This window comes from Brachybacterium sp. UNK5269, from assembly GCF_049266655.1.
In the GTDB taxonomy this organism is placed as follows: domain Bacteria; phylum Actinomycetota; class Actinomycetes; order Actinomycetales; family Dermabacteraceae; genus Brachybacterium.
Window position 1 is genome coordinate 2,368,643 of the sequence record NZ_CP184883.1, and the last position, 22,787, is coordinate 2,391,429.

The 22,787-nt window shown below is 72.8% G+C and carries 21 protein-coding genes and 1 other RNA gene; 7 read left to right on the plus strand and 15 right to left on the minus strand.

Annotated features, from left to right (window positions below; genetic code table 11):
• Positions 1–13: 13 nt before the first annotated feature.
• Positions 14–1,471 carry an NAD-dependent malic enzyme gene (locus ACOJUI_RS11130; protein WP_422115024.1) on the minus strand — a complete coding sequence of 486 codons (1,458 nt, stop codon included), beginning with the start codon at positions 1,469–1,471 and terminating at the stop codon, positions 14–16.
• A gap of 82 nt (positions 1,472–1,553) precedes the next feature.
• Here ACOJUI_RS11130 and ACOJUI_RS11135 point away from each other — a divergent pair, with 82 nt between their 5' ends.
• The 3 genes from ACOJUI_RS11135 to ACOJUI_RS11145 are packed head-to-tail and all read left to right on the plus strand — an operon-like array spanning position 1,554 to position 3,478.
• On the plus strand, positions 1,554–2,663 hold the full coding sequence (locus ACOJUI_RS11135; RefSeq protein WP_422115025.1) for a C2 family cysteine protease: 1,110 nt from the start codon (positions 1,554–1,556) through the stop codon (positions 2,661–2,663).
• 4 nt (positions 2,664–2,667) lie between these two features.
• Entirely contained in the window at positions 2,668–2,970 is a 303-nt protein-coding gene (locus tag ACOJUI_RS11140) for a hypothetical protein (protein WP_422115026.1), read from the plus strand.
• Positions 2,963–3,478 (plus strand): hypothetical protein, encoded by a 516-nt coding sequence (locus ACOJUI_RS11145; protein ID WP_422115027.1) that lies wholly within the window; start codon positions 2,963–2,965, stop codon positions 3,476–3,478. The genes ACOJUI_RS11140 and ACOJUI_RS11145 overlap by 8 nt, the downstream gene beginning before the upstream one ends.
• 27 nt (positions 3,479–3,505) lie before the next feature.
• Here ACOJUI_RS11145 and ACOJUI_RS11150 read toward each other — a convergent pair whose 3' ends face one another.
• Together ACOJUI_RS11150 and hrpA are read right to left on the minus strand one after the other, a co-directional pair.
• Positions 3,506–4,105 carry a hypothetical protein gene (locus ACOJUI_RS11150; RefSeq protein WP_422115028.1) on the minus strand — a complete coding sequence of 200 codons (600 nt, stop codon included), beginning with the start codon at positions 4,103–4,105 and terminating at the stop codon, positions 3,506–3,508.
• 331 nt (positions 4,106–4,436) lie between these two features.
• Positions 4,437–8,345, minus strand: a complete 3,909-nt coding sequence (gene hrpA, locus ACOJUI_RS11155; RefSeq protein WP_422115029.1) for an ATP-dependent RNA helicase HrpA — start codon at positions 8,343–8,345, stop codon at positions 4,437–4,439.
• Positions 8,346–8,571: 226 nt separating this feature from the next.
• Between hrpA and ACOJUI_RS11160 the strand changes: the two genes are divergently transcribed.
• Positions 8,572–9,228 carry a hypothetical protein gene (locus tag ACOJUI_RS11160; RefSeq protein WP_422115030.1) on the plus strand — a complete coding sequence of 219 codons (657 nt, stop codon included), beginning with the start codon at positions 8,572–8,574 and terminating at the stop codon, positions 9,226–9,228.
• Positions 9,229–9,270: 42 nt separating this feature from the next.
• Here ACOJUI_RS11160 and ACOJUI_RS11165 read toward each other — a convergent pair whose 3' ends face one another.
• Positions 9,271–10,215: a phosphotransferase gene (locus ACOJUI_RS11165; RefSeq protein ID WP_422115031.1), complete on the minus strand. Its 945-nt coding sequence runs from the start codon at positions 10,213–10,215 to the stop codon at positions 9,271–9,273.
• Positions 10,216–10,386: 171 nt separating this feature from the next.
• Here ACOJUI_RS11165 and ACOJUI_RS11170 point away from each other — a divergent pair, with 171 nt between their 5' ends.
• Complete coding sequence (locus ACOJUI_RS11170; protein ID WP_422115032.1) at positions 10,387–11,268, plus strand: sugar phosphate isomerase/epimerase family protein; 882 nt, start codon at positions 10,387–10,389, stop codon at positions 11,266–11,268.
• Positions 11,265–13,292 (plus strand): glycoside hydrolase family 3 N-terminal domain-containing protein, encoded by a 2,028-nt coding sequence (locus ACOJUI_RS11175; protein WP_422115033.1) that lies wholly within the window; start codon positions 11,265–11,267, stop codon positions 13,290–13,292. Before ACOJUI_RS11170 ends, ACOJUI_RS11175 begins: the two co-directional genes overlap by 4 nt.
• Positions 13,293–13,366: 74 nt before the next feature.
• Here the strand turns inward: ACOJUI_RS11175 and ssrA are convergent.
• Positions 13,367–13,738: a transfer-messenger RNA gene (gene ssrA / locus ACOJUI_RS11180) on the minus strand.
• Positions 13,739–13,948: 210 nt separating this feature from the next.
• Here ssrA and ACOJUI_RS11185 point away from each other — a divergent pair.
• Positions 13,949–14,521 carry a hypothetical protein gene (locus ACOJUI_RS11185; protein ID WP_422115034.1) on the plus strand — a complete coding sequence of 191 codons (573 nt, stop codon included), beginning with the start codon at positions 13,949–13,951 and terminating at the stop codon, positions 14,519–14,521.
• 59 nt (positions 14,522–14,580) lie between these two features.
• On the opposite strand, the gene smpB is transcribed toward ACOJUI_RS11185, so the two are convergent.
• From smpB to ACOJUI_RS11235, 10 genes are all read right to left on the minus strand, one after another.
• Complete coding sequence (gene smpB, locus ACOJUI_RS11190; protein WP_422115035.1) at positions 14,581–15,087, minus strand: SsrA-binding protein SmpB; 507 nt, start codon at positions 15,085–15,087, stop codon at positions 14,581–14,583.
• Between the two features lie 131 nt (positions 15,088–15,218).
• A complete protein-coding gene (locus ACOJUI_RS11195) occupies positions 15,219–16,568 on the minus strand; it encodes a peptidoglycan DD-metalloendopeptidase family protein (protein WP_422115036.1) in 1,350 nt (449 codons plus the stop codon).
• 2 nt (positions 16,569–16,570) lie between these two features.
• The gene (gene ftsX / locus ACOJUI_RS11200; RefSeq protein WP_422115037.1) at positions 16,571–17,488 is read right to left on the minus strand and encodes a permease-like cell division protein FtsX; all 918 of its coding nucleotides are present in this window, start codon (positions 17,486–17,488) and stop codon (positions 16,571–16,573) included.
• The gene (gene ftsE / locus ACOJUI_RS11205) at positions 17,485–18,531 is read right to left on the minus strand and encodes a cell division ATP-binding protein FtsE (RefSeq protein WP_422115038.1); all 1,047 of its coding nucleotides are present in this window, start codon (positions 18,529–18,531) and stop codon (positions 17,485–17,487) included. The genes ftsX and ftsE overlap by 4 nt, the downstream gene beginning before the upstream one ends.
• 168 nt (positions 18,532–18,699) lie before the next feature.
• Positions 18,700–19,815, minus strand: coding sequence for a peptide chain release factor 2 (gene prfB, locus ACOJUI_RS11210; protein WP_422115039.1), 1,116 nt, complete (start codon positions 19,813–19,815; stop codon positions 18,700–18,702).
• An 80-nt stretch (positions 19,816–19,895) separates the two neighbouring features.
• Positions 19,896–21,044 carry a glycerate kinase gene (locus tag ACOJUI_RS11215; RefSeq protein ID WP_422115040.1) on the minus strand — a complete coding sequence of 383 codons (1,149 nt, stop codon included), beginning with the start codon at positions 21,042–21,044 and terminating at the stop codon, positions 19,896–19,898.
• Positions 21,041–21,502 (minus strand): pilus assembly protein TadG-related protein, encoded by a 462-nt coding sequence (locus ACOJUI_RS11220; RefSeq protein ID WP_422115041.1) that lies wholly within the window; start codon positions 21,500–21,502, stop codon positions 21,041–21,043. Before ACOJUI_RS11220 ends, ACOJUI_RS11215 begins: the two co-directional genes overlap by 4 nt.
• Entirely contained in the window at positions 21,502–21,963 is a 462-nt protein-coding gene (locus ACOJUI_RS11225) for a hypothetical protein (protein ID WP_422115042.1), read from the minus strand. The genes ACOJUI_RS11220 and ACOJUI_RS11225 overlap by 1 nt, the downstream gene beginning before the upstream one ends.
• A 2-nt stretch (positions 21,964–21,965) precedes the next feature.
• A complete protein-coding gene (locus ACOJUI_RS11230; RefSeq protein ID WP_422115043.1) occupies positions 21,966–22,439 on the minus strand; it encodes a TadE family protein in 474 nt (157 codons plus the stop codon).
• Between the two features lie 31 nt (positions 22,440–22,470).
• Entirely contained in the window at positions 22,471–22,704 is a 234-nt protein-coding gene (locus tag ACOJUI_RS11235; protein WP_422115044.1) for a hypothetical protein, read from the minus strand.
• Between the last annotated feature and the right edge of the window lie 83 nt (positions 22,705–22,787).

Sequence of the window (22,787 nt, forward strand, 5' to 3'; positions counted from 1 at the left end):
GGCGCCGCCGGGCTCAGCCGTCGAGGGTGATCTCGTCGGCGTAGACCGCGCTGATGGCGCCGGTGATGGTGTCGACCGTGCCGGCCTCCTCCCGGGCCACCTTCTCCACGGCGCTCGCCACCGCCGTGGTCACCCCGGGGTGGAAGACGCTGGGCACGATGTAGGTGGGGTTGAGCTCCTCGGCGGTGACCACATCGGCCAGGGCCTTCGCGGCGGCCAGCAGCATGCGGTCGCTGACCCGGGTGGCGTGGGCGTCCAGCAGCCCCCGGAACACCCCGGGGAAGGCGAGCACGTTGTTGATCTGGTTGGCGAAGTCGCTGCGTCCGGTGGCGACCACCTCGGCGTGCTTGGCCGCCTCGGCGGGGTCGATCTCCGGGGTGGGGTTGGCCATCGCGAACACGACCGAGCGCTCGGCCATGGTGGCGACGTCCTCGGCCGTCAGCAGGTTCCCGGCGCTGACCCCGATGAAGACGTCGGCGCCCACCAGCGCCTCGCGCAGGGTGCCGGTCAGCTCGCGGGGATTGGTGACCTCCGCGATCCAGGGCAGGCGCCCGGCCAGCTGCTCCCGGCCCTCGTGGACGATGCCGTCGATGTCGGTGACGACCACGTCCCGCGCCCCCGCCGCGCGCAGCAGGCGCAGGATCGCGGTGCCCGCGGCCCCCGCGCCCGAGAGCACGATCCGCGCGGTGGAGATCTCCTTCTCCACCACCCGCAGGGCGTTGCGCAGCGCGGCGACCACCACGATGGCGGTGCCGTGCTGGTCGTCGTGGAAGACGGGGATGTCGAGCTCGGCGCGCAGCCGGTCCTCGATCTCGAAGCAGCGCGGCGCCGAGATGTCCTCGAGGTTGATGCCGGCGAAGACGGGGGCGATCGCCTTGACGTGGGAGACGATGTCGTCGACCGAGTGCGCGTCCAGGCAGATCGGGAACGCGTCGATGTTCGCGAAGCGCTTGAACAGGGCGGCCTTGCCCTCCATCACCGGCATCGCCGCCAGCGGTCCCAGGTCGCCGAGCCCCAGGATGGCGGAGCCGTCGCTGACCACCGCGACCGTGTTGCGCTTGATGGTCAGGCGGCGCGCGTCGTCGGGGTTCTCGGCGATCGCCTTGACCACCCGGGCCACTCCCGGGGTGTAGATCATCGAGAGGTCGTCGCGGTGGCGGATCGGCAGCTTGGACTCGACGGTGAGCTTGCCGCCGAGGTGGGCGAGGAAGGTGCGGTCCGAGACCTTGCCGAGCTCGACGCCCTCGACCCCGCGCAGCTCCTCGACCACCTCCATGGCGTGATCGTGGCCGGCGGTGAGCACGGTGATGTCGGCGCGCATCCGCTCGGACCCGGAGGCGGAGACGTCCAGCGCGGTGACGGTCGCGCCGCGGCCCTCGATGCGGCTGGTGATGTCGCTGACCGTGGCGGAACGGGCGGCGAACTCGAGGCGGATGGTGATGGAGTAGCTCACGGACGGTGCAGGTGACATGCGTCTCAGCTTAACGACGCGGGCGTCCCGGTGGTGCCGCGACGTCGCTTGTGCGGTCCCCGGCCCCGTGGGACCCTGCAGCATGACGTACTGGGGAGCCGATACGGCGGGGCTGGTGGAGCTCGCGCGCCGGTTCCGCGACCGCAGCGCCGAGCTGGTGGCGACCGAGGCGACGGTGCACTCCGCCGTCGTCTCCGCGTCCTGGGTGGGTCCCGATGCCGACCGGGTCCGCGCGCTCTGGGACGACTGCCGCCGGCAGCTGTCGCTCACGGCGGACCACCTCGGCGCCACCTCCGAGCATCTCGCCCGGCAGGCCGCCGAGCAGGACGGCGCCTCGGACCCCGCCGGCCGGATCGACGCCGCGGACTACGACGGGATGCTGGGCGGGCAGTTCCTCGACTGGTCCGACGTCATCAACGCCGGCGAGCGCCTCGGCGACCTCTGGCGCGACCGCATCGAGGTGGGCGACGCCGACAGTCCGCTCGGGGAGCGCTACACCGACGTCCATCCCGACTGGGACCCCTCCCGGCTCGACCTCGACCAGCAGGCCATCGAGTCCTCCCTCGTGGACCAGGGCGCCCTGGGCGACTGCTGGTATCTCGCCGCGCTGATGGCCGCGCAGCAGACCGACCCCGCCCTGCTGGCCCGGAACATCTCCGGCGTCGGCGAGCCGCCCGGCGCCGACGGCTGGGAGGTGCGGCTGTTCCTCGACGGGCAGTGGCAGGACGTGCCCGTCAGCCCCGCGGATCTCGGCACCCGCGGGACCATGGACGCCGACTCCGGTGCGCCCGGCTGGGCGTCGATCTACGAGAGGGCGATGATCTCCGCGCACGACGGCCGGCCCTCGGTGGTCTCGGCGGATACTCCCGCGGCGGGGCTGGAGATGGTCACCGGCGAGACCGCCCGCGAGTCCGACACCTTCGGGCAGCCGTCGTTCGCGGAGTACCGCGAGGCGATCGACGCGGGGCGACCCGTCACCGTGATGACCGATCCGCTGCTGCCCCTCGGCCCGGCGGCCGACGAGCTGGTCGCGGCCCACGTCTACCACGTCTCGGGCTACGACGAGTCGACCGGCGAGATCCTCCTGACCAATCCCCACGGCCCGCAGTCCGCGAACCCGTACCAGGTGCGGATCGACCCGGATCACCCGGCGTACTCGACGTCGATCTTCATGACCGGGATCGGGGACTGAGCCGGTGTGGGACGAGCACGTCCTCCAGCAGGCCGGTCAGCTCACGGCCGGGCCGCTGCGAGTGGCCGTCCACCGCACCGCGGACGACGGCGCCGGGCCGTATGCCGTCCTGCGCCTGCGCCTCGGTGATCCCGGGACGGTGCGGGAGGTGACGCTGCGGCCCGGCGAGCAGCACCAGCTCGAGGGCCTCGGGCCGCTCGCCCTGCTGGCCGCGGTGGCGACGACGCGCGAGCGACGGGGCTCGGTGCGGATCGCGCTGCCGAGGACGCCGGCTCCTGCCACCGGAGGGGACCGCCACGATGACTGAGAGATCGCGGGCGCGCCATGCCCGGTCGACCGGCCGCGCGGCGACCGCCGCTCTCGGCGCGCTGCTGCTGGTCGCGGGCTGCGGCGGGAGCGGCTCACCGCTGCCGGCCGAGGAGGCCGTGGCCCACTACGAGGACGTCTCCGGCGACCTCCTCGGGGCCCTCGACGCCGTCCGCCCCCTGACCTGGGAGCACCGGGCGCAGGAGATCCTCGAGCCGGGCGCCGAGGACTGCCGGTACCAGGCGGGGATCTGGGAGGCCGACGCGGCGCTGTATCCCGAGCCCGGTCAGGGCATGGACTGGGAGCCCTGGCGCACCGCCGTCGACCCGGTGCTCGAGGAGCACGGCTTCGAGGCGCTGGGGCGGGAGCAGAGCTCCGGCGGCGAGTACTGGCTCGAGAGCCAGGGGCCGCATGGGGCGCGCATCGTGCTCGAGTCCCGGGGATCGCTGCGCATCACCGACGTCCGCGTCGATGCCGAGCCCTGCGAGGACGCCGCCCTGGGTCTGTGAGCAGCGGTGCCGCGGGCGGCGGCGGTCTCAGCCGGTGACCGGCGGGACGTCGTGGGCGTACCTCTCCCAGAGCAGATCGGCGGCGGGAAGCTGCTGGGAATAGCGGTCGGGGTGGGCGGAGATCTGCACGGCCTGGGCGGCGGCGCCCGGCTCCCACTCCCGGTAGTGGGGGACCAGCTGCGTCAGCCCGGGAGGGGCGGAGTGGGCGCCGACGCCGAGGAAGGCCTCGATGGCCCGGCGCTTGTGGCGCACCTCGTCGTACGTGCCCCAGCCCATCGCGGGACGCTGCTGGAACAGGCCCCCGGAGTCGTGGTCGACGGCGGGCTCGAAGTTGTACAGCCAGGACTCCACGATCGCGGTGATCAGGGCGATCTTCGTGCCCTCCGGCCCGACCCCGTGCGAGGCGCAGACCGCGATGATGAACCGGGCGTTGTCGATCTGCCACGGGTCCATGGCCTCGACGTCGAAGCCGCGGCGGGTCTCGGGACGGGTCATGAACTCCTCGGTCCAGACCGGGTCGGCGGCCTTCGCCGGGGCGGCCGTGCCGAGGCCCGCGAGCGCGGTGACCCCGAGGGCGCCGGCGAGGAACAGATGACGCCGGGACAGCGAGACGGGCGAGGAGAACATGCAAGGCATCCTTCGGAGCGAGGGAGGGGGGCGCCCGGCGCACCGGACTGTCCCCACCGTAGGAGGCGTACGGCGCCGCGTGAAGGGCCGTGTGCTCCCCCGGCAGGGCCTCGGCGCCGCCCTTGACCTGCCCATGACGGACGCCGGAGCCCCGCTGGACCGGGTCCGATCCGGCGTCGTCGCCGGTCACCACGGCCGGGCGCACCGGCCGCGCCGCTCCCCTCCCCCGGTCGCGGCGTCGGCCGGATCGGAGTGCAAAGTCTTCACAAGTCCGGCGGCGCGCGGCCCGGATCGGTGCTGCGTCACCCGCAGCACCCGCTCCCGGGCGGGATCAGCCGGACAGCTCCGCGATCGCCTTGCGGATCCGCTTGTCCGAGACGGTCTGCCTCGTGCCGAGGGTCTGGGCGAACAGGCTCACCCGCAGCTCCTCGAGCAGCCAGTCGATCTCCCGCGCCGCCGGCTCCGCCCGGCGGCGGGCCGAGAGCTTCGCCTTCACGCCGGCCCAGTACTGCTCGAGGTCGCGGATCTGCCAGGCCAGCTGCTCGTCGCGCCGGGGGTTGGCGGGCAGCTTCTCCAGCCGGATCGCGTCGGCCTCCAGGTAGCGGCGCAGATCCGGCAGGTGGTCGATGCCGGTGCGGGAGATGAAGCCGTCGGCGAGCAGCGAGGCGGCGTGCTCCCGGATCTGGGTGAGGTGGGACAGCACCGCCAGCGACGGCACCCGGGCGAGCTCCTTGGTCAGCTTCGCGCCGACGGCGAGGGCTGCGGCGGCGTCCTTGACCGCCTGCGCGGCGATCTCGTCGTGCTGGGTGCGCACGCGCTGGGACAGCTGGTCGAAGTCCTCGCGGGTGCGCACCTGGGCGTCCCCGGCCAGATGGACGGTCGCGGCGCGGGAGGCGTCGGCCAGCAGCGCCGCGGTGGAGGCGTACCGGGAGCCGGCCACCGCGAGCTTGGTGGGGTTCGGCAGGGCGTTGAGCACCCCGGAGAGGTCGCTGCCGACCTCACGGTCCAGCAGCGCGATCACGCCCTCGCGGTGGGCCAGCGCCTGCTCGTCGGCCGTGGCGAGCACGGCCAGGTCGACCCGTTCCAGGCGCCCGTCGGCCCCGCGGCGCGCGACCAGCGCCGGGTAGCCGGTGACCTTGAGACCGCCGACGGTGGACTCGCGCAGCGCCGGGACGCCCTCGGCGGGGAAGGTGGGCAGGTCGCGGCGGGCGAGGTCGTCGGCCTGCGCGGAGACCGAGGCGTCGACGCGCTTCTTCAGCTGCGTCTTGAGCGCCTCGAGGTCATCGCCTGCGCCGATCTGGCGGCCCTTGTCGTCGACCACCCGGAAGTGCATCCGCAGGTGGGCGGGCAGCTTCTGCGGGGCGAACTCCGGCCCGTACAGCGGCAGGTCGTCGGGCACGCCGGGCAGGGCCACCAGTTCGTCGGCCACCGCCTCGAGGAAGGACTCCCCGCTGTCGGGGTCGTCGTCGTGGAGGGTGGCGGTGACGGCCTTGGCCCGTTCCGGGGCCGGCACCAGGTGGCGGCGGATGGGCTTGGGCAGGGAGCGGATCAGCTCGGTGACCAGCTCCTCGCGCATGCCCGGCACCAGCCAGTCGAAGCCGCGCGGCGCCAGGCGGTTCAGCACCGCCAGCGGGACGGTGGCGGTGACCCCGTCGACGCCCTGCGCGCCGACGTCGCCGAAGGAATAGCTCAACGGGAGGGTGATGTCCCCCTGCACCCAGGTGTCGGGGAAGTCGGAGCGGATCGTCTCGGTGACGCCGTCGTCGGCCGCGAGCAGGTCCTGCTCGGTGAGGGTGAGCAGGTCCGGACTCTGGTGGCGCTGGGTCTTCCACCAGCTGTCGAAGTGGCGCCCGGAGACCACCTCGGCGGGGATCCGCTCGTCGTAGAAGCCGAACAGCTGCTCGTCGGAGATCAGCAGGTCCCGGCGGCGGGTCTTCGCCTCGAGCTCCTCGAGCTGCGCGATCAGGGCCCGGTTGTCGCGGAAGAAGTGGTGACGGGTGCGCCAGTCCCCCTCGATGAGGGCCTTCTGCAGGAAGATCTCGCGGGCGGCGGCCGGGTCGATCCGGCCGTAGCCGACGACCCGGTCCGCCACGATCGGCACCCCGTAGAGGGTGACCTTCTCGTGGGCCATGGCGGCGGCGCGCTTGGAGGACCAGTGCGGGGCGGAGTGGCTGCGCCTGACGACGTGCGCGCCGGTCTCCTCCGCCCAGGCGGGGTCGATGCGGGCGGCGGTGCGCCCCCACAGCCGGCTGGTCTCGACCAGCTCGGCCACCATCACGTAGTCGGGGCGCTTCTTGGCGAGCGCGGAGCCCGGCCACAGTGCGAAGCGGGCGCCGCGGGCGCCGGCGTACTCGCGGGTGCGGTCGTCGAGCAGGCCGACGTGGCTGAGCAGTCCCGCCAGCAGGGACTGGTGGATCGCCTGCGGCGAGGCGTCGTGGTCGTTCGCGGACAGGCCGACGTCCTTGGCCATGTCGCGCAGCTGGGAGTGCAGGTCCCACCATTCTCGGATCCGCAGGTAGTGGAGGTGCTCGGCGCGCACCTCGCGGCGGAAGGCGGAGGAGGAGAGCTCCTTGCGGCGCTCCTGCAGGTGGTTCCAGAGGTTCAGGAAGGCGAGGAAGTCGCTGCTCTCGTCCTCGAAGCGCTTGTGCTTCTCCCTGGCCTGCTGCTCCTGGCCGAGCGGCCGCTCGCGGGGGTCCTGGATGGAGAGCGCGGCGACGATGATCAGCACCTCGCGCAGGGCGCCGAGGCGATCGGCCTCGATGAGCATGCGCGCCATCCGCGGGTCCAGCGGGAAGCGGGCCAGGGTGCGGCCGACGCGGGTGAGCCGGCGCCCGCCGGGCTCGCGCGGGGCGTCCTCGATGGCGCCGAGCTCGTCGAGCAGGCGCACCCCGTCGGCGATGGCGCGGGTGGCGGGCGGCTCGACGAAGGGGAAGGACTCCACGTCGCCCAGGCCCAGGGAGGTCATCAGCAGCACCACGGAGGCGAGCGAGGTGCGCAGGATCTCCGGTTCGGTGAACTCGGGGCGGCCGGCGAAGTCCTCCTCGGAGAACAGCCGGATCGCGATGCCCGGGGCGGTGCGGCCCGAGCGTCCCGAGCGCTGGGCGGCGCTGGCCTGCGAGATCGGCTCGATGGGCAGGCGCTGGACCTTGGTGCGCTGGGAGTAGCGGGAGATCCGGGCCAGTCCCGAGTCGATGACGTAGGTGATCCCGGGGACCGTCAGCGAGGTCTCGGCGACGTTCGTGGACAGGATGATGCGGCGGTAGGTGCCGGGCGCCGGCGGGGAGAAGATCTTCTGCTGGTCCTGGGCGGACAGCCGCCCGAACAGCGGCAGCACCTCGACCGGCAGGGCCGCCCGGCCGCGGGTGCCGCGGCCCAGGTGGGCGGCCAGGGCGTCGGAGATCTCGCGGATCTCCCGCTCCCCGGGCAGGAAGACCAGCATGTCGCCGGGGCCCTCGGCGGCGAGCTCGTCGACCGCATCGATGATGGCCTGGGTGAGGTCGCGCTCGATGGAGTGGATGTCCTCGAGCTCGTCGTCCTCGGCGACCTCGGCCTCCAGGACCAGCGGGCGGTAGCGGATCTCCACCGGGTGGGTGCGGCCGGAGACCTCGATGATCGGGGCCGGCACCCGCTCGCCGGAGGGGAGGGTGCGGGCGAAGTGCTCGGCGAACCGCTCGGGGTCGATGGTGGCCGAGGTGATGATGACCTTGAGGTCCGGGCGCTGCGGGAGGATCTGGCGGAGGTAGCCCAGGATCACGTCGATGTTCAGCGAGCGCTCGTGGGCCTCGTCGATGATGATCGCGTCGTACCGGGTCAGCAGCCGGTCGCGCCCGATCTCGGCCAGCAGGATGCCGTCGGTCATGAGCTTCAGCCGGGTGCCGCGGCTGGTCTCGCGGGTGAAGCGGACCTGGTAGCCGACGGTCCCCTCCCCCAGCCGCTCGCCGAGCTCGCTCGCGATGCGCTGGGCCACCGAGCGGGCGGCGATCCGCCGCGGCTGGGTGTGGCCGATGAGCTTCCCGCCCTGCCCGTACCCGAGCTCGAGGAGCATCTTGGGGATCTGGGTGGTCTTGCCGGAGCCGGTGGCCCCGGCGATCACGAGCACCTGGTGGCCCCGGATCGCGTCCTGGATGTCCTCGCGGCGCTGCGAGACGGGCAGGTCGCCGGGATAGGTGATGCGCGGTCCGGCGGCGGGCGCGGTCCCGGTCGCGGGGTCGGTCTCGAGGGCGGGGTCGGGCGTGGTCATGGCGGGCCCACTCTACGTGGGCGGGGCGCGCGACGGCGGGTGGATATCGCGCCGGCGGGACGAGGCGCACATGTGGGCGGGGTCGTGGCGGCTCGCTGGGGAGGAACCGTCGTGCGGGCTGCTGACCGGCCCGATGTGCATGGGCGCCGGCGAATCCGCCCCCGGCGACCATGATCGCTCCCATGAGCCCCACGACCGACCCTCCCGCGACCCCCGGAGCAGACCGATGAGCCACGCCCTCGCCCTCTGGCCCGGCCGGCCTCCGGGCGATGCCGGCGCCGCCTGCGCGGAGTACACCCGCCGGATGATCACCCACGGCATCGCCTGGCAGCGGGAGGGGACGGTGCCGGCCCAGGACCCCCGGGCGGTGGCCTGCTTCCGCGACGCCGCGGCGCTCACCCGGGCCGCCGTCGATGCCCCGACGTCCCCCTGGTGGGATCCGCACGCGCCCGGGACGATCTGGGGCGAGGTCCTCACCCTCGAGCTGGACGGCCCCCAGCCCCGGGCCCTCGCGCTCCTCGCCCACCTCGCGGACCAGCACTCCCTGGTGCTGTTCGACCTGCACGCGCACCGGGTGCTGAGACCCGAGGACATCTCGGCGACCTTCGGGGAGGCCCTGCTCCCGGTGCCGGCGAGAGTGCCGATCCGGGAGCGGCTCGAGCGCTGCCCCGCCCGGTTCCTCGGCAGCGAGGAGCTGGGGGTGATCCTGCCGGACCCGCTGGACTGCTCCCGGCCGCTGGATCCCACCAGCATCGTGGTGAGGAGGGACGAGCTGGAGCGGTTCCGGCGCGTGCTCGAGGACCTCGGGCTCGAGACCCTCGAGGAGCTGCGGTGGCGGCTCGACGAGCTGATCGACGCCGGCGGGGAGGATGCGCTGTGGTGAGGCGCTGGCCGGAGCGAGCGGAGGGAGGCATCGCGGGCCGGCTCAGGTCCCCAGCAGCCGGTGCCCGGCGCGGCCCAGTCCGTGCGCGCGGGGGTAGGCGGTCACCAGGGCCAGGGCCATGCGGGCTCCCCAGGCCCCGGCCCGGGCGACCAGCGCGTCCCAGGTCGCGTCGTCCCCGATCCCGGACCAGGTGGCCGCTGCCCGGTAGGTGCGCAGCGTCCCTGGTTCCGGGGCGTGCAGGAGCAGGGCGCCCAGGTCGCTCGCGGGGTCCCCGCGGGTGGTGTCGCCCCAGTCGATCAGCACCGCGGGTCCGCCGTCGGCCGGCTCCGGGAGCACGACGTTGCCCGGGTGCGGGTCGCCGTGCAGCAGCAGCGCGGGCCCGGTCCACTCGGCGGCGAGTCCCGCGTCCCAGCGCTCCCGGGCGCGCTGCGCCGACGGGGCGGGGAGCATCGCCCGGTCGAGGTCCGCGGCGAAGGCCTCCGCCCGGGTGCGCAGGGGCACGCCGCGCACCGGGTTCGGCGCGATCGGCGGGGCCGGGAGGGAGTGCACCGCCGCGAGCATGAGCGCGAGGTCCTGCGCCGTCCCCCGCCGGCGCGGGGTGTCGGCATCGGCCGCGGTGATGCCCTCGTACCAGGGCATCAGGACGGCGTCCTCCCCCGCCGCGAGCGGGGTGGGGATGCGCATCGGCAGCGACGGTCCCGCGTGGCGGAGGTGGCGCAGGACCGCCAGCTCCCGCTGCAGCAACGGCCGGGCGCTCGCTCGCCGGGCCGCGCGCAGCACGAGCGGCCGGCCCTCGAGCGTCCCCACCGGCCACAGCACGTTGTCCCACCCCTCGCCCACCGGGGCGGGCCCGATCGACCACCGCAGGGGTGCGAGGTCGACGCCCGGCTCGGCGCGCAGGCGGGCGCACACCCGCTCGATGCGCCGGCGGTCGACCGGCAGATCAGGCGGGGGCGGAGCTGGGGCGCGACTCCTCGCAGCGGACATGCGCCCACGGTAGGCGACCGCTCCGGAGCCCGACCTCCCCGCGCCGGCGGCGGAAGCAACCCGAGGCAATCACCGCGGGTGAGGGGCGTCACTGGATACCGTGGGCAGGTCACCGGGCGGCTCCGTCCGCCCCCGGGCACAGCGGCCCGCACCGACCCCAGGAGGACTCAGATGGCACGCATCGGCATCCAGCTCATGATGCTCAAGGAGCACGTCAAGCAGCAGGGGATCACTGCGGTCCTGCAGCGGGTGAGGGAGACCGGCTTCGAGGTCGTGGAGGTCTCGCAGATCCCCATGACCGAGGAGAACGTCGCGGGGATGGAGGCCGCTCGCGAGGGCCTCGGCATCGAGTTCGCGGCGATCTCCGCCAAGACGTCCGCCCCCTCCGGCAGCGGCGAGCCCACCCTGGAGGACGACTTCGACCTGCACGTCGAGCACGCCCGCCGCCTCGGCACCACCATGATCCGGATCGGCATGATGCCGATGTCGGCGCTGCGCTCCCCGGAGACCTTCGACGAGTTCGCGACGGAGGTCGACGGCTACGCGCAGCGCCTGGCCGCGGAGGGCATCAGCCTGAGCTACCACAACCATCACGTCGAGTTCGCCAAGCGCGGCGGTCGCACCCTGCTCGAGCAGCTGCGCGAGAAGGCGCCGCACCTGCGGTACGAGATCGACTGCCACTGGGTCCAGCGCGGCGGTCTGGATCCCGAGCGGACGCTGAGGTCCTTCGACGGGGTGCTCGACCTGGTCCACCTCAAGGACTACCGGATCGCCATGCCGTCGGCGGAGGTCCTCGACGCCCGCGAGGCCGGGGACCACGCGACCTTCGCGGCGTACTGGCAGGGCAGCATCGTGCAGTTCGCCGAGGTCGGCCAGGGCACGCTGGACTGGAAGCCGGTGATCGACCAGGCCCTCGCCTCGGGCGCCCAGCACCTGCTCATCGAGCAGGACCAGACCTACGGGCGGGACATCTGGGACTCCCTCGCCCAGAGCCGCGAGCATCTCGTCGCGCTCGGCTTCGAGCACCTCATCACCGCGGGAGCGCAGCGATGAGCGCGCAGGTCCCGATCTCCACCCGCATCAAGCGGACCCTCGAGGTCGACGGGCTGACCTTCCGCGACCTCGACGGCGACGGGCAGCTGACGCCCTTCGAGGACTGGCGGCTCACCCCGGCGCAGCGCGCCGCCGACCTGGTCGCCCGCATGTCCCCGGACGAGAAGATCGGGCTGATGGTGATCACCTCCCGGCCGATGGGGATCTCCCAGCGCAACAAGGAGCTCACCAGCCACGATGGGGCGCTCGACGAGCAGCACCTGCCGATCAAGCTCGATCCGCACACGAGCGCCGGGATCCCCTTCGAGGGCACCACCGAGATGATCTCGGGATTGCACATCCGCCACTTCATCATGCGCGAGGAGCCCACCGGCGCCCGCATCGCGACCTGGATCAACGCCATGAACGAGGTCGCCGAGGAGTCCCGCTGGGGCATCCCGGTGATCGTCGCGGCGAACTCCAAGAACGAGTCCGGCGCCTTCAAGATGGGCGCCAGCGCCGAGGACCAGCCCTTCGCCCAGTGGCCGGGCACCCTGGGCCTGGCCGCGACCGGCTCCCTCGAGGTCATCGAGTCCTTCGCCGCGCATTCCCGCGCCGAGTGGAGGGCCGCGGGCCTGCGCAAGGGCTACATGTACATGGCCGACGTGTTCACCGATCCGCGCTGGTTCCGCGGCCAGGGCACCTTCGGGGAGGACCCCGCCTTCGTGGCCGCGGCGATCCGGGCACTGGTGCGCGGCTTCCAGGGCGAGCAGGGGCTCGAGCCCGACGGGGTGGCGCTGACCACGAAGCACTTCCCCGGCGGCGGCGCCCGCGAGAACGGCACCGATCCGCACTACGCCGAGGGCCGCTTCAACATCTACCCCACGCCGGGCTCGCTCGAGGACTACCACCTGCCGCCGTTCCAGGCCGCCATCGAGGCGGGCACCTCCTCGGTGATGCCCTACTACGCGATCCCGTCCCAGGAGAAGTCCGAGACGCCGCAGGGGCGGCTGACCGAGTTCGAGCAGGTCGGCTTCGCCTTCAACCGCGAGGTGCTGGGGCTGCTGCGCGCCATGGGCCACCGCGGCTACATCAACTCCGACTCCGGGGTGCTGTCGAAGATGGCCTGGGGCGTCGAGGAGTTGAGCACGGCCGAGCGGGTGGGCCGCGCCGTGATGGCCGGCACCGACCTGTTCGCCGACACCAACGACGTCGCCGCGGTGCGGGAGGCCTTCGTCGCGGGGCACTTCAGCTCCGAGCGGCTCGACGAGGCCGCGGCGCTGCTGCTCGAGGAGCTCTTTGCGCTGGGACTGTTCGAGAACCCGTACGTGGACCCCGAGGAGGCCGACCGGATCGTCCACAACGCCGAGGCGGTCGCCGCCGCCGCGGACGCGCACCGCCGCTCGGTGGTGCTGACCAAGAACCACGACGGCACGCTGCCGCTTTCCGCCGACGCGCTGCGCGGCAGACGGGTGTACGTGGAGCTGATGGAGACCGGGGTGAGCGTGCGCCGGCTCGATGCGCTGCGCGACCAGCTCGCCGCCGCGCACCCCGAGCTCGACTTCACCACCGACCCCCGCCATGCGGACGTGGCGATCCTGCTGCTGCGCCCCTTCATCGGCTCCTACTTCGAGTTCGTGGGCATCGGCGACCTCAGCATCGACGACCACTCGGACATCGACATCGCCAAGGTGCGACGGATCCGCGAGAGCGTGGACACCCTGGTGATCGGGCTGAACACCGCGTTCCCCTGGCTGCTGGACTCGATCGAGCCGATCGCCGACGCCCTGCTGGTGGGCTTCGAGACCGACTACGGGGTGATGGTCGAGGCGATGCTCGGCGCTTTCTCCCCCACCGGGTCGCTGCCGATCAGCTTCCCGATCGATGCCGCCGCGATCGCGGTCGACGAGGACGGGCGCTGCGCCTCGCCGAACGACGTCCCGGGCTTCGCCAAGGAGCAGCACATGGACGGACGTCCGTACGTGTACGTCGACGCCGACGGGAACCGCTACGAGCGGGGGCACGGGCTCGGCTACGCCGCCTGATTCCCCGGGGGAACGCGAAAGGCCCCCTCCCCGCGCGTCAGCGCAGGTGAGGGGGCCTTCCGTGGTGAGTGCAATGGTGGAGCCGGCGGGAATCGAACCCGCGTCCGATAGTGCGGAGCCAGGGCTTCTCCGGGCGCAGTTCGTAAAAGGCGTTTTCTCAGTCCCGACGCTCGTACGAACACGTCGTCGACGGACTCAGTCACTCTGAATTGTTCATCCTTCCCCGATGACGAGGGTCGGCAGCAGTGGCTCCTTAGATGATGGAACGATCCGGGTCAGGAGCAAGCCCGGGGTTCCAGACTGCTAACGCTGATCAGGCAGCGAGAGCGAAGTCAGTGCGCTTAGGTTCGGCACTTGTTGTTTTCCAGAGGACATTAACGAGATGACTCTGGATTCTCGGCCCGCTTCCCCTTGCTGGACAACTACCGTCGAAACCGATCGGCCCCCAGCGTGGGTATGCAGCACAGCGGCGACGGCCCTGCGGGCCGTCCTTGCACTCACGATTCTGTTGTCAAACACCCACTGACGACAGGTCACCCCGTGCGTCGTGCCCCTACTCTACCGCGCCCGGCCGAGGAACTGAAGCGAGTTCCCGTCCGCTCCTGGCGAAGCGCGCCGCCCTGGACCCGCGCGCAGGGCGGCGCGATGATGGCCCCGTGAGCAGTTTCCCGATCGCCGAGGCGCAGGTCAGCGTCGATGAGGACACCCTGCGCGAGGTCGTGGCCGAGCCCGGACCGCTGGCCCGGTGGTGTGCGGCGCATCCCTTCGACCCTCGGACCATCGACGGGCTGCGTCTGCTGGGCCGCCTCGACGAGGCCGCGATCGCCGCCCGCCGGGCCCTGGACGCACCCGGCGTGCCGGCGCTGCTGCGGGCGGTGCGACGCCTGCAGTACGCGCGCGTCCTGCACTGGCAGGGCGCCTTCCCCTCGGCGGCCGAGCAGTTCGACCTCGCCGCGGAGGAGACCGGGCTGGAGGATCCGACCTCCCCGTCCTCGCTGTCGGTGCTGGCGACCGTGTTCCAGCACCGGGCCACCTGCCGCTTCGACCAGGCCCGCGCGGAGCGGGCGGAGGGTCGCCCGGAGCAGGCGCAGCGGCTGTGGGACAGCGCCCTCGAGGACGCCCGGCGGGCCCTGTTCATGCGCGAACGGCTGGGGGTCGCCGAACCGGAGCTCCTGGCCGAGAGCCGCCGGACCGTCGCCCGGCTCGAGCGGAGGGACCTGGCGGCCTGAGCGCCGGCGTGCCGATCCCGATCGGCATCGGCATGGCCGGCGCCCCGGGCGGCGCGGGGTCAGGCTATTTCGCGCTGGCGCATGGCGCGCTGGGCCTCGCGGAGGTCCTGCTTCTCGCGCAGGGTCTGGCGCTTGTCCCATTCCTTCTTGCCGCGGGCCAGGCCGATGAGGACCTTGGCGTGCGAGCCCAGGAAGTACATCTCCAGCGGGACGATGGTGTAGCCCTTCTCGCGGGACTTGCTCGCGAGCTTCACGATCTCCTGCTTGTGCATGAGCAGCTTGCGCTTGCGCCGGGCGGCGTGGTTGGTCCAGGTGCCCTGGACGTAGGGCGCGATGTGGGCGTTGTCCATCCACACCTCGCCGCCGTCGACGTAGCAGTAGCCGTCGATCAGCGAGGCCCCGCGGTCGCGCAGCGATTTCACCTCGGTCCCGGTCAGCACGATGCCGGCTTCCCAGGTGTCGTCGATGTAGTAGTCGTGCCGGGCCCGCTTGTTGGAGGCGATCAGCTTCTTCTGGGGTCCGTCGTCCGCTGCGGCCTTCTTCGCCGCCGCCTTCTTCGCCGCCATCGCGTGCCTCCTTCTGTCGCCTCGCCGGGCTGTCGGTGAGCGGTCGCGCTGCGCGACCGGGCGTCCCAGCTTACGCCGAGGTCATCACCGCGCGCGACGTGATTTCGAGGGCGACGGGCGCGGCGGACGGCTCAGACGTACCGGCCGGGGTTGACGGCGTTGCCGTCCTCGTGGATCTCGAAGTGCAGGTGGCAGCCGGTCGAGGAGCCGGTGGTGCCGACGTAGCCGACGGTGGCGCCGGCCGAGACCTGGTCGCCCACCGACAGCGCGGCGTACCCCTGCAGGTGGTGGTAGGAGCTGGTGACCAGGCGGCCGTTGTGGACGCCATGGCTGAGGATGAGCTTGTTGCCGGCGCCGCTGTTGTACGTCTTGGCGATCACCCGCCCGGAGTGGGTCGCGCCCACCGGCACCCCGCAGGCGACCGGGAAGTCGACGCCGGCGTGGAGCTTCCGCGTCCCGTAGATGGGGTGCACGCGCCAGCCGAAGTTCGAGTTCAGTCGGGCGTTGACCGGGTAGACCCAGCCGCCGCCGGTGTCCGCCGAGCTGCTCGCCGCGGAGCCGCCGCTGTCACCGCCGCCGCCGCTGTTCGCGGGCTCCTGCGAGGTCCGGGCGCGCTCCTGACGCGCGCGCTCCTCGCGCTCGCGCTCCTGGCGGGCGAGCTCCTCGATCTCCGTGTCCAGGGTGGTGCTGCGGGTCTCGAGCGTGGAGGTGTCCTGCTCGTACTGCGTCTTCTTCTGCTCGAGGGTGTCGCGCTGGTTCTGCTGCGTCTCGTAGAGCCCGTCGAGCTCCTCCTTGGCCGCGGTGGCCTCCTTCTCGGCCTGGGTGGTGGCCTCCAGCGCGTCCTCGGCCTCGATCTTGAGGTCGTCGATCTCGGTCCGGACGGCGGTGAGGCGCTCGGCGGAGTTCTCGGTGACGACCTGGTCGGTGCGCAGGTCGTCGAGCCGGGTGCCCTGGGAGGCCATGGTGAGGCGGTAGTTCATGGAGCGGTCCACGGCGTCCTGCGGGGACTCCCCGCCGATGAAGACGGTGGAGGGGCTGGGGACCCCGCCGCCCTTGTACGCGTCCAGCGCCACGGTGGCGAGCTCGCCGCCGCTGCGCTCGACCTCCTCCTGCTTCTGTTCGACCTCGCCGCTGAGGCGCTCCTCCTCGGCCTCCGCCTCCTCGAGCCGCTCCCCGATGATGCGGTCGTCCTCGCGGGCCTGCTCCAGGGCGAGCTGGGCCTCCTCGAGGGTCTGCTGCGCCTGCGGGATCAGCAGCTCGGTCTCGGCCAGGGCGAGGTAGGTGTCGGCCAGCTCGGTGTTGACGTCGTCCAGCTCGATGCGCAGGTCCTCGAGCTGCCGGTCCACCTCGGCCCGCTCGGTGACCTTGTCGTCCTTGGTGCCCTCGGCGGAGGCCGGGCCCATCGGGGCGGCCAGCAGCGAGACCGCGATCAGGGCGGTCGCGAGCATCGCGAGCGGACGGCGCAGGACGGTCTGGGACATGCTCACACCTTCAGGTAACGGTTGAGGGAGACCACCGACGAGGAGATCGACAGGACGGCTCCGAGGGCGATCAGGAGCGGTGCGGCCCAGATCAGGTCCGCGACCCCGACCGTGATGAGCTGCGCGCCGAGGGTCGGCGCGAGCCATCCCTCGACGATGTAGTGCAGTCCCGCCCACAGCATGCCGGAGGCGATGACGCCGCCGATGATCGCGGCGACGGCGCCCTCCAGCAGGAAGGGCAGGCGGATGAAGACGTTCGAGGCCCCGACCAGTCGCATGATCGAGATCTCGCGACGGCGGTTGGCGACGGACATGCGGATCGTGGTGGCCACCAGCAGCAGCGCGGCGATCAGCATCAGCACCGCCAGCCCGAGCGCGAACAGCGTCGACTGGTTCAGCACGTCGATGAAGGGGGCGTAGGTGCTGAGCAGGTCGGTGACCTCGTCCACGCCGTCGCGGCCCTGGAAGAACTCGACGACCGCCGCGGAGTCGTCGGCGCTGGCCAGGGTGATGTGGAAGGAGACGGGCATGTCCGCGGCGGTGAAGTTCGAGACGAACCCCTCGCCGGCGAACTGCTCCTGGTAGATGCCCAGCGCCTCGTCCTGCGTGCGCTCGGTGAAGGAGGCGATGTACGGGGAGAGCACCTCGCCCTCCAGTGCCTGGCGCACCGAGTCGATCTGCGCGTCGGTCGCCGCCCCGCCCGCGCAGGAGGCGGCCGTGGAGTGCGGGGAGCACAGGAAGACCGTCACCTGCGACTGCTGGACCAGCGTCGCCTTCATGTCCATGATCTGCTTCTGCATCAGCAGCGCGGTGCCGACGAAGGTCAGGGAGACCGCGGTGACGATGACGACGGAGATGACCATGGCGATGTTGCGCCACAGGCCGGTGAGGATCTCCCCGAGGATGTACCGCGCCCTCATCGCAGCTCCTCCTCGGCCTCGTCGGCGAAGAGGTCCTCGTCCTGGACGAGCCGCGCCTCGCGCTCGTCGATCAGCTCCTCGTCCAGCACGTCGCCCGGCGGGACGTCCTCGGCCGGGGTGGCGGCAGACGGGGTGGGGGCCGTCGCGCCGGCAGTCATCGCGGTCGCGGCCGTCGCGCCGGCAGCGGTCGCACCGGCGGGGCCGACGCCGGGGGCCTCGTCCTCGGGCTCGTCGCTCGCCGGGGAGTCGGTCCCGGGCGCACCCTGCCAGTCCTGGACCAGCTCCTCGTCGTCGAGCGGGTGCTCCTCGCGGTGGCCGGAGTCGTCGGGCAGGTGGCCGGAGATGACGCTGACCGGGGCCTCGGTCTCGTAGCCGCCGCCCTCCTCGTCGCGCACCACCTGGCCGCCGACCATCTCGACGACGCGTCGGCGCATCCGGTCCACCGCGGTCCGGTCATGGGTGGCCATGACCACCGTGGTGCCGCGCTCGTTGATCTCGGCCAGCAGCTCGAGGATGCCGGAGGCGGTGGAGGGGTCGAGGTTGCCGGTGGGCTCGTCGGCCAGCAGGATCGTGGGGCGGTTGACGTAGGCGCGGGCGATGGCCACGCGCTGCTGCTCGCCGCCGGAGAGCTCGTGCGGGAGCCGCTTGCCCTTGTCCTCCAGGCCCACCATCTCGAGCATCTCCGGCACCAGGCGGCGCACCACCTTGCGGGGGGTGCCGATCACGGCGAGGGCGAACTCGATGTTCTGGTAGGCCGTCTTCGAGGGCAGCAGTCGGAAGTCCTGGAAGACCATCCCGATGTCGCGGCGCAGCGCCGGGACCTTCCGGGCGGGGACGCGGGAGAGGTCCTTGCCGGCGACGTAGACGGTGCCGCGGGTGGGGGCGACCTCCTTGAGCACCATGCGCATGAGGGTCGACTTCCCGGATCCGGAGGCGCCGACCAGGAACACGAACTCCCCGCGGGTGAACTCGATGTCGAGGTTCTCCACCGCGGGGTGCTGGCCGCGCATGTACGTCTTGGTGACGTTGTCGAAACGGATCACGGGTGCCTGTCACATCGGGGTCGTCGTGCCGCTCCAGGGTAGGCGCGCGGGCCCGTGATCCGCCGCAACCTGCGCCACCATCCGGGTCAAGACCTGGTCAAACCCGTGGTGGGTCCGATCACGTCGCCGCCCGGGAGGGGGCAAGGGCCGCCGGCGGGCGGGCCCGGCTCAGCTGTTGAGCTTGAGCTGCTCGGCGCGCCAGCGGATGCCGGCGTCGATGAACTCGTCGATCTCGCCGTCGAACACCGAGGAGGGGTTGCCCTCCTGGTACTCGGTGCGCAGGTCCTTGACCATCTGGTACGGGTTCAGCACGTAGGAGCGCATCTGGTCGCCCCAGCTGGCCTTGACGTCACCGGCCAGCTCCTTGCGCTCGGCGGCCTCCTCGGCCTTCTTCAGCAGCAGCAGGCGGGACTGCATGACGCGCAGGGCGGCGGCGCGGTTCTGGATCTGCGACTTCTCGTCCTGCATGGACACGACGGTGCCGGTGGGCAGGTGGGTCATGCGCACCGCGGAGTCGGTGGTGTTGACCGACTGCCCGCCGGGCCCGGAGGAGCGGAAGACGTCGACCTTGAGGTCGTTCTCGGGGATCTCGATGGAGTCGGTCTGCTCGATCAGCGGGATCACCTCGACCGCGGCGAAGGAGGTCTGGCGGCGGCCCTGGTTGTCGAAGGGGCTGATGCGCACCAGGCGGTGGGTGCCGCCCTCGACGGACAGGGTGCCGTAGGCGAACGGCGCGGAGATCTGGAAGGTGACGGACTTCAGCCCGGCCTCCTCCGCGTAGGAGGTGTCCATGACCTTGGTGGCGTAGCCGTGGCGCTCGGCCCAGCGCAGGTACATGCGCATGAGCATCTCGGCGAAGTCGGCGGCGTCGACGCCGCCGGCGCCGGCGCGGATGGTGACCACCGCGTCGCGCTCGTCGTACTCGCCCGAGAGCAGGGTGCGCACCTCCAGCTCGTCGAGGGTCTTGTGGATGGAGATGAGCTCCCGCTCGGCCTCGGCGAGGGTGTCGGCGTCGTCCTCCTCGGCGGCGAGCTGGACCATCACCTCGAGGTCGTCGATGCGGTCGGCGAGCTCGCTGATGCGGCGGCGCTCGGACTGCGCATGGGACAGGGCCGAGGTGACCTTCTGGGCGTTGTCGACGTCGTCCCAGAGGTTCTGGTCGGAGGCCTGTTCCTCGAGGTCGACGATCTTCGCGTCGAGGGCGGCGATGCCGGTCACCTGCTCGATCGAGGCCAGGGTGGAGCGGAGCCGGGGGATCTCTACGGAGAAGTCGGTGGAAGTCACGACCACGCAGTCTACGGCAGGGGCCCTGGGCGCGCCGTCGGCGGCGCCGCGCGGGACCGGCCCGGGAGGGGCCGGGCCTCTCAGCGGCTCGGGACGCTGCCGACGGCGGTGAGCCAGTGGCCGAGCTCGCGACCCACCTCGACCAGCAGCGCCTCGCCCTCGTCCAGGGCCCGGCGCATCGACCCGGCGCGGGAGGTGAGGTCCCAGGCCCGGGTGATGCCCGCCTCCCGCAGCTGCGGGGCGGTGAGGGTGACGGCGCCGGCGACGGCGGCCACCGGCAGGCCCCGCTCGACGGCCCGGCGGGCGATCTCGGCGGGTCCCTTGCCCTGGAGGGTCTGGACGTCGAGCTTCCCCTCCCCGGTCACCACCGCGTCGGCCTGCTCGAGCAGGGCGTCGACGCCGATGAGCTCGAAGACGGCGTCGGCGCCCGAGCGCTGTCGCGCCCCGAGCAGGGACAGTGCGAAGCCGGTGCCGCCGGCGGCGCCGGCGCCGGGCAGGTCGAAGTGGCCGCCGGTGGGGTCCAGGATCGCGGCGGCCGCGGCCAGCAGGGCGTCGGCCGGGCCGATCTCCGCGGGACGCAGTCCCTTCTGCGGTCCGTACACGGCGGCGGCTCCGTCCGGCCCGAGCAGCGGATTGGTCACATCGCTGGCGGCGATCAGGGTCACGCCGTCCAGGGCGTCCCGGGCCGGGGTGAGGTCGGCGGAGGCGAGGTCGGCGAGGGCTTCCAGGCCCGGGCCGATGTCGGTGCCGGCGGCGGTGCGCAGCTGCGCGCCGAGCCCCTGCAGGAGCCCGGCGCCGGCGTCGGTGGAGGAGCTGCCGCCCAGGCCCACCACGACGGTGCGGGCGCCGGCGTCGATGGCGGCGCGGATCAGCTCGCCGAGCCCGCGGGTGGTGGCGGTGTGGGGGGCGCGGGCGCCGCCCGGCAGGGCGCGCAGGCCGACGGCCTCGGCGAGCTCGAGCACGGCGACGTCCTCGTGCAGGGCCCAGCGGGCTCGGCGCGGCTGCCCGGTCGGGCCGGTGACGGTGGTGAGCCGCTCGCGCGATCCGGTGGCCAGGGCCGCCTCCACGGTGCCGTCGCCGCCGTCGGCGATCGGGCAGGGCTGCACATGCCAGTCGGGCGCGGTCTCGGCGATGCCGCGGTGCAGCGCCTGGACCACCTCCGCCGCGCTGAGCGTGCCCTTGAACTTGTCGGGGGCCAGCAGCACCGTGCGGCGGGGGGTCGGGGTCATCGGGCTCGGGCCTCTCCGTGGACGGTGAGGGGGATCGAGGCGCCGGTCCCCCGGGTGAACCATCCTGCCAGCGGCGGGTGGGTCCGTGCAGTCAGGACCACGCGGACGGTGCCGTCGGCGTCCACGGAGAGATCGGCGAGGTGGACGCCCTCGGTGCTGGTGGTCTGTAGGGGGTAGCTGCGCAGGTGCTCCTCGGCGACCTCCCGCGCGAAGCCGGGATGGATGGCGGTGCCGTCGCCGGAGTCGTAGAGGCGCGCGGGGTCCACGGCCTGCGAGGCGGCCAGGGCGGCGCTGTCGGCGGCGTGCTGGAGGCCGGTGCGCTCGAGGTGCACGCCGGTGATCGCGGTGCCGACGGCGATGACCATGAGGATCACGACCAGCACGCCGGTGGTCAGGATGGTCATCGATCCCGAGGCATCGCTCAGGCGGCCGCGCAGCCGGCCGGGCAGGCGGCGCATCAGGGGCTCGCCCGGTACTGGTCGACCGGCGCGGCGTGGGAGGCCCCGACCGTCACGGGCCCCCTCTCGCCGAGGACCGGTCCGAGGCCGGGGACGGGCACCGCGATCCGCACCTGGGCGGTGACGATCCCGCCCGGGGTCGCACACGGGTTCTTCGTGCAGCTCAGCTCCCACACCTGACCGGCGGGAAGTCCGTGGTCCTCGAGGACCATCGCGCTGTGCTCCGCGGCGCGTTGGGCGGCGCGGTCCGGATCCGTCTCGACGGCATGGATCCGGGCGACGTCGCGGGAGATGGTGTCGGCGGCGAAGACGGCGGCCTGGACGTTGCCGAGGGTGAGCACCAGGTAGAGGGAGGGGATCAGCAGCGCAGCGGAGAGCACCACGAACTCGATCAGGGCGTTGCCGTCCTCCTGGTGCAGGCGGTGGCGCAGCGGAGGGTGCCCGTGGCCTGCTGCGCGCACGCTCACCATGCCTCCTCGTCGAGGGCGCGCCCCTCGACCGACAGCGCGCCGGAGGGCCCGAACAGCCCCACCAGCGGCAATGTGGCGGTGACCTGGACCCGGATGGTGCCGTCGGGCGCCTGGACGGCGGTCGACTCCGCGGCGAGCGCGGCCCCGAAGCGTTCGTCGACGAGGCGCTCGGCGCGCTCGGCGCCGTCCTGCGGGCTCGAGCCGATCAGCGCGGCATGGTGGGCGCCCTGCACGGCGGCGTCGACCAGCGTGTTGCGGGTGTGCATGATCAGGGCCGCCTGGACGACCAGCAGACCGATCATCACGATGAGGACCGCGACCATGGGGAACTCGGCCACGGCCGAGCCGTCCTCGTCCCGCAGCCGGTGGAGCAGGCGGCGGGGGCGGCGCGACGTCTCCTGCGTGGGCCAGCGGCGGCGTGCCGCGGCGGCCGGCGGGTCGCACCGGGGCTGCTGGGCGGTGCTCATCGCGGGCTGCACGGTCGTCCGGTGGGAGGGCTCAAAGGCTGCCGCCGAGGAACGGCGCCATCGCGTTCTCGAAGATCTGCACGATCTGGTCGGAGGCCACGGCCCAGAGCGCGACGACGATCCCGGCGGTCATGAGCGTGATGAGCACCCAGCCCGGGACGTCCCCCTGCTCCGAGGCCAGGCGCGTCAGCAGGCGCGCCGTGAGGGGACGACGGGGGGCGCGATGCACCGCGCGGCGGTGGAGTCGGGAGCGGTGGATGGACATATCGGCCTCCTCGGCAGATGGTCCGGAACGGGTTCCGGGACGGGGTGGGATGGAGATCAGCGGTGGTCGTGGGCGGGGAGATC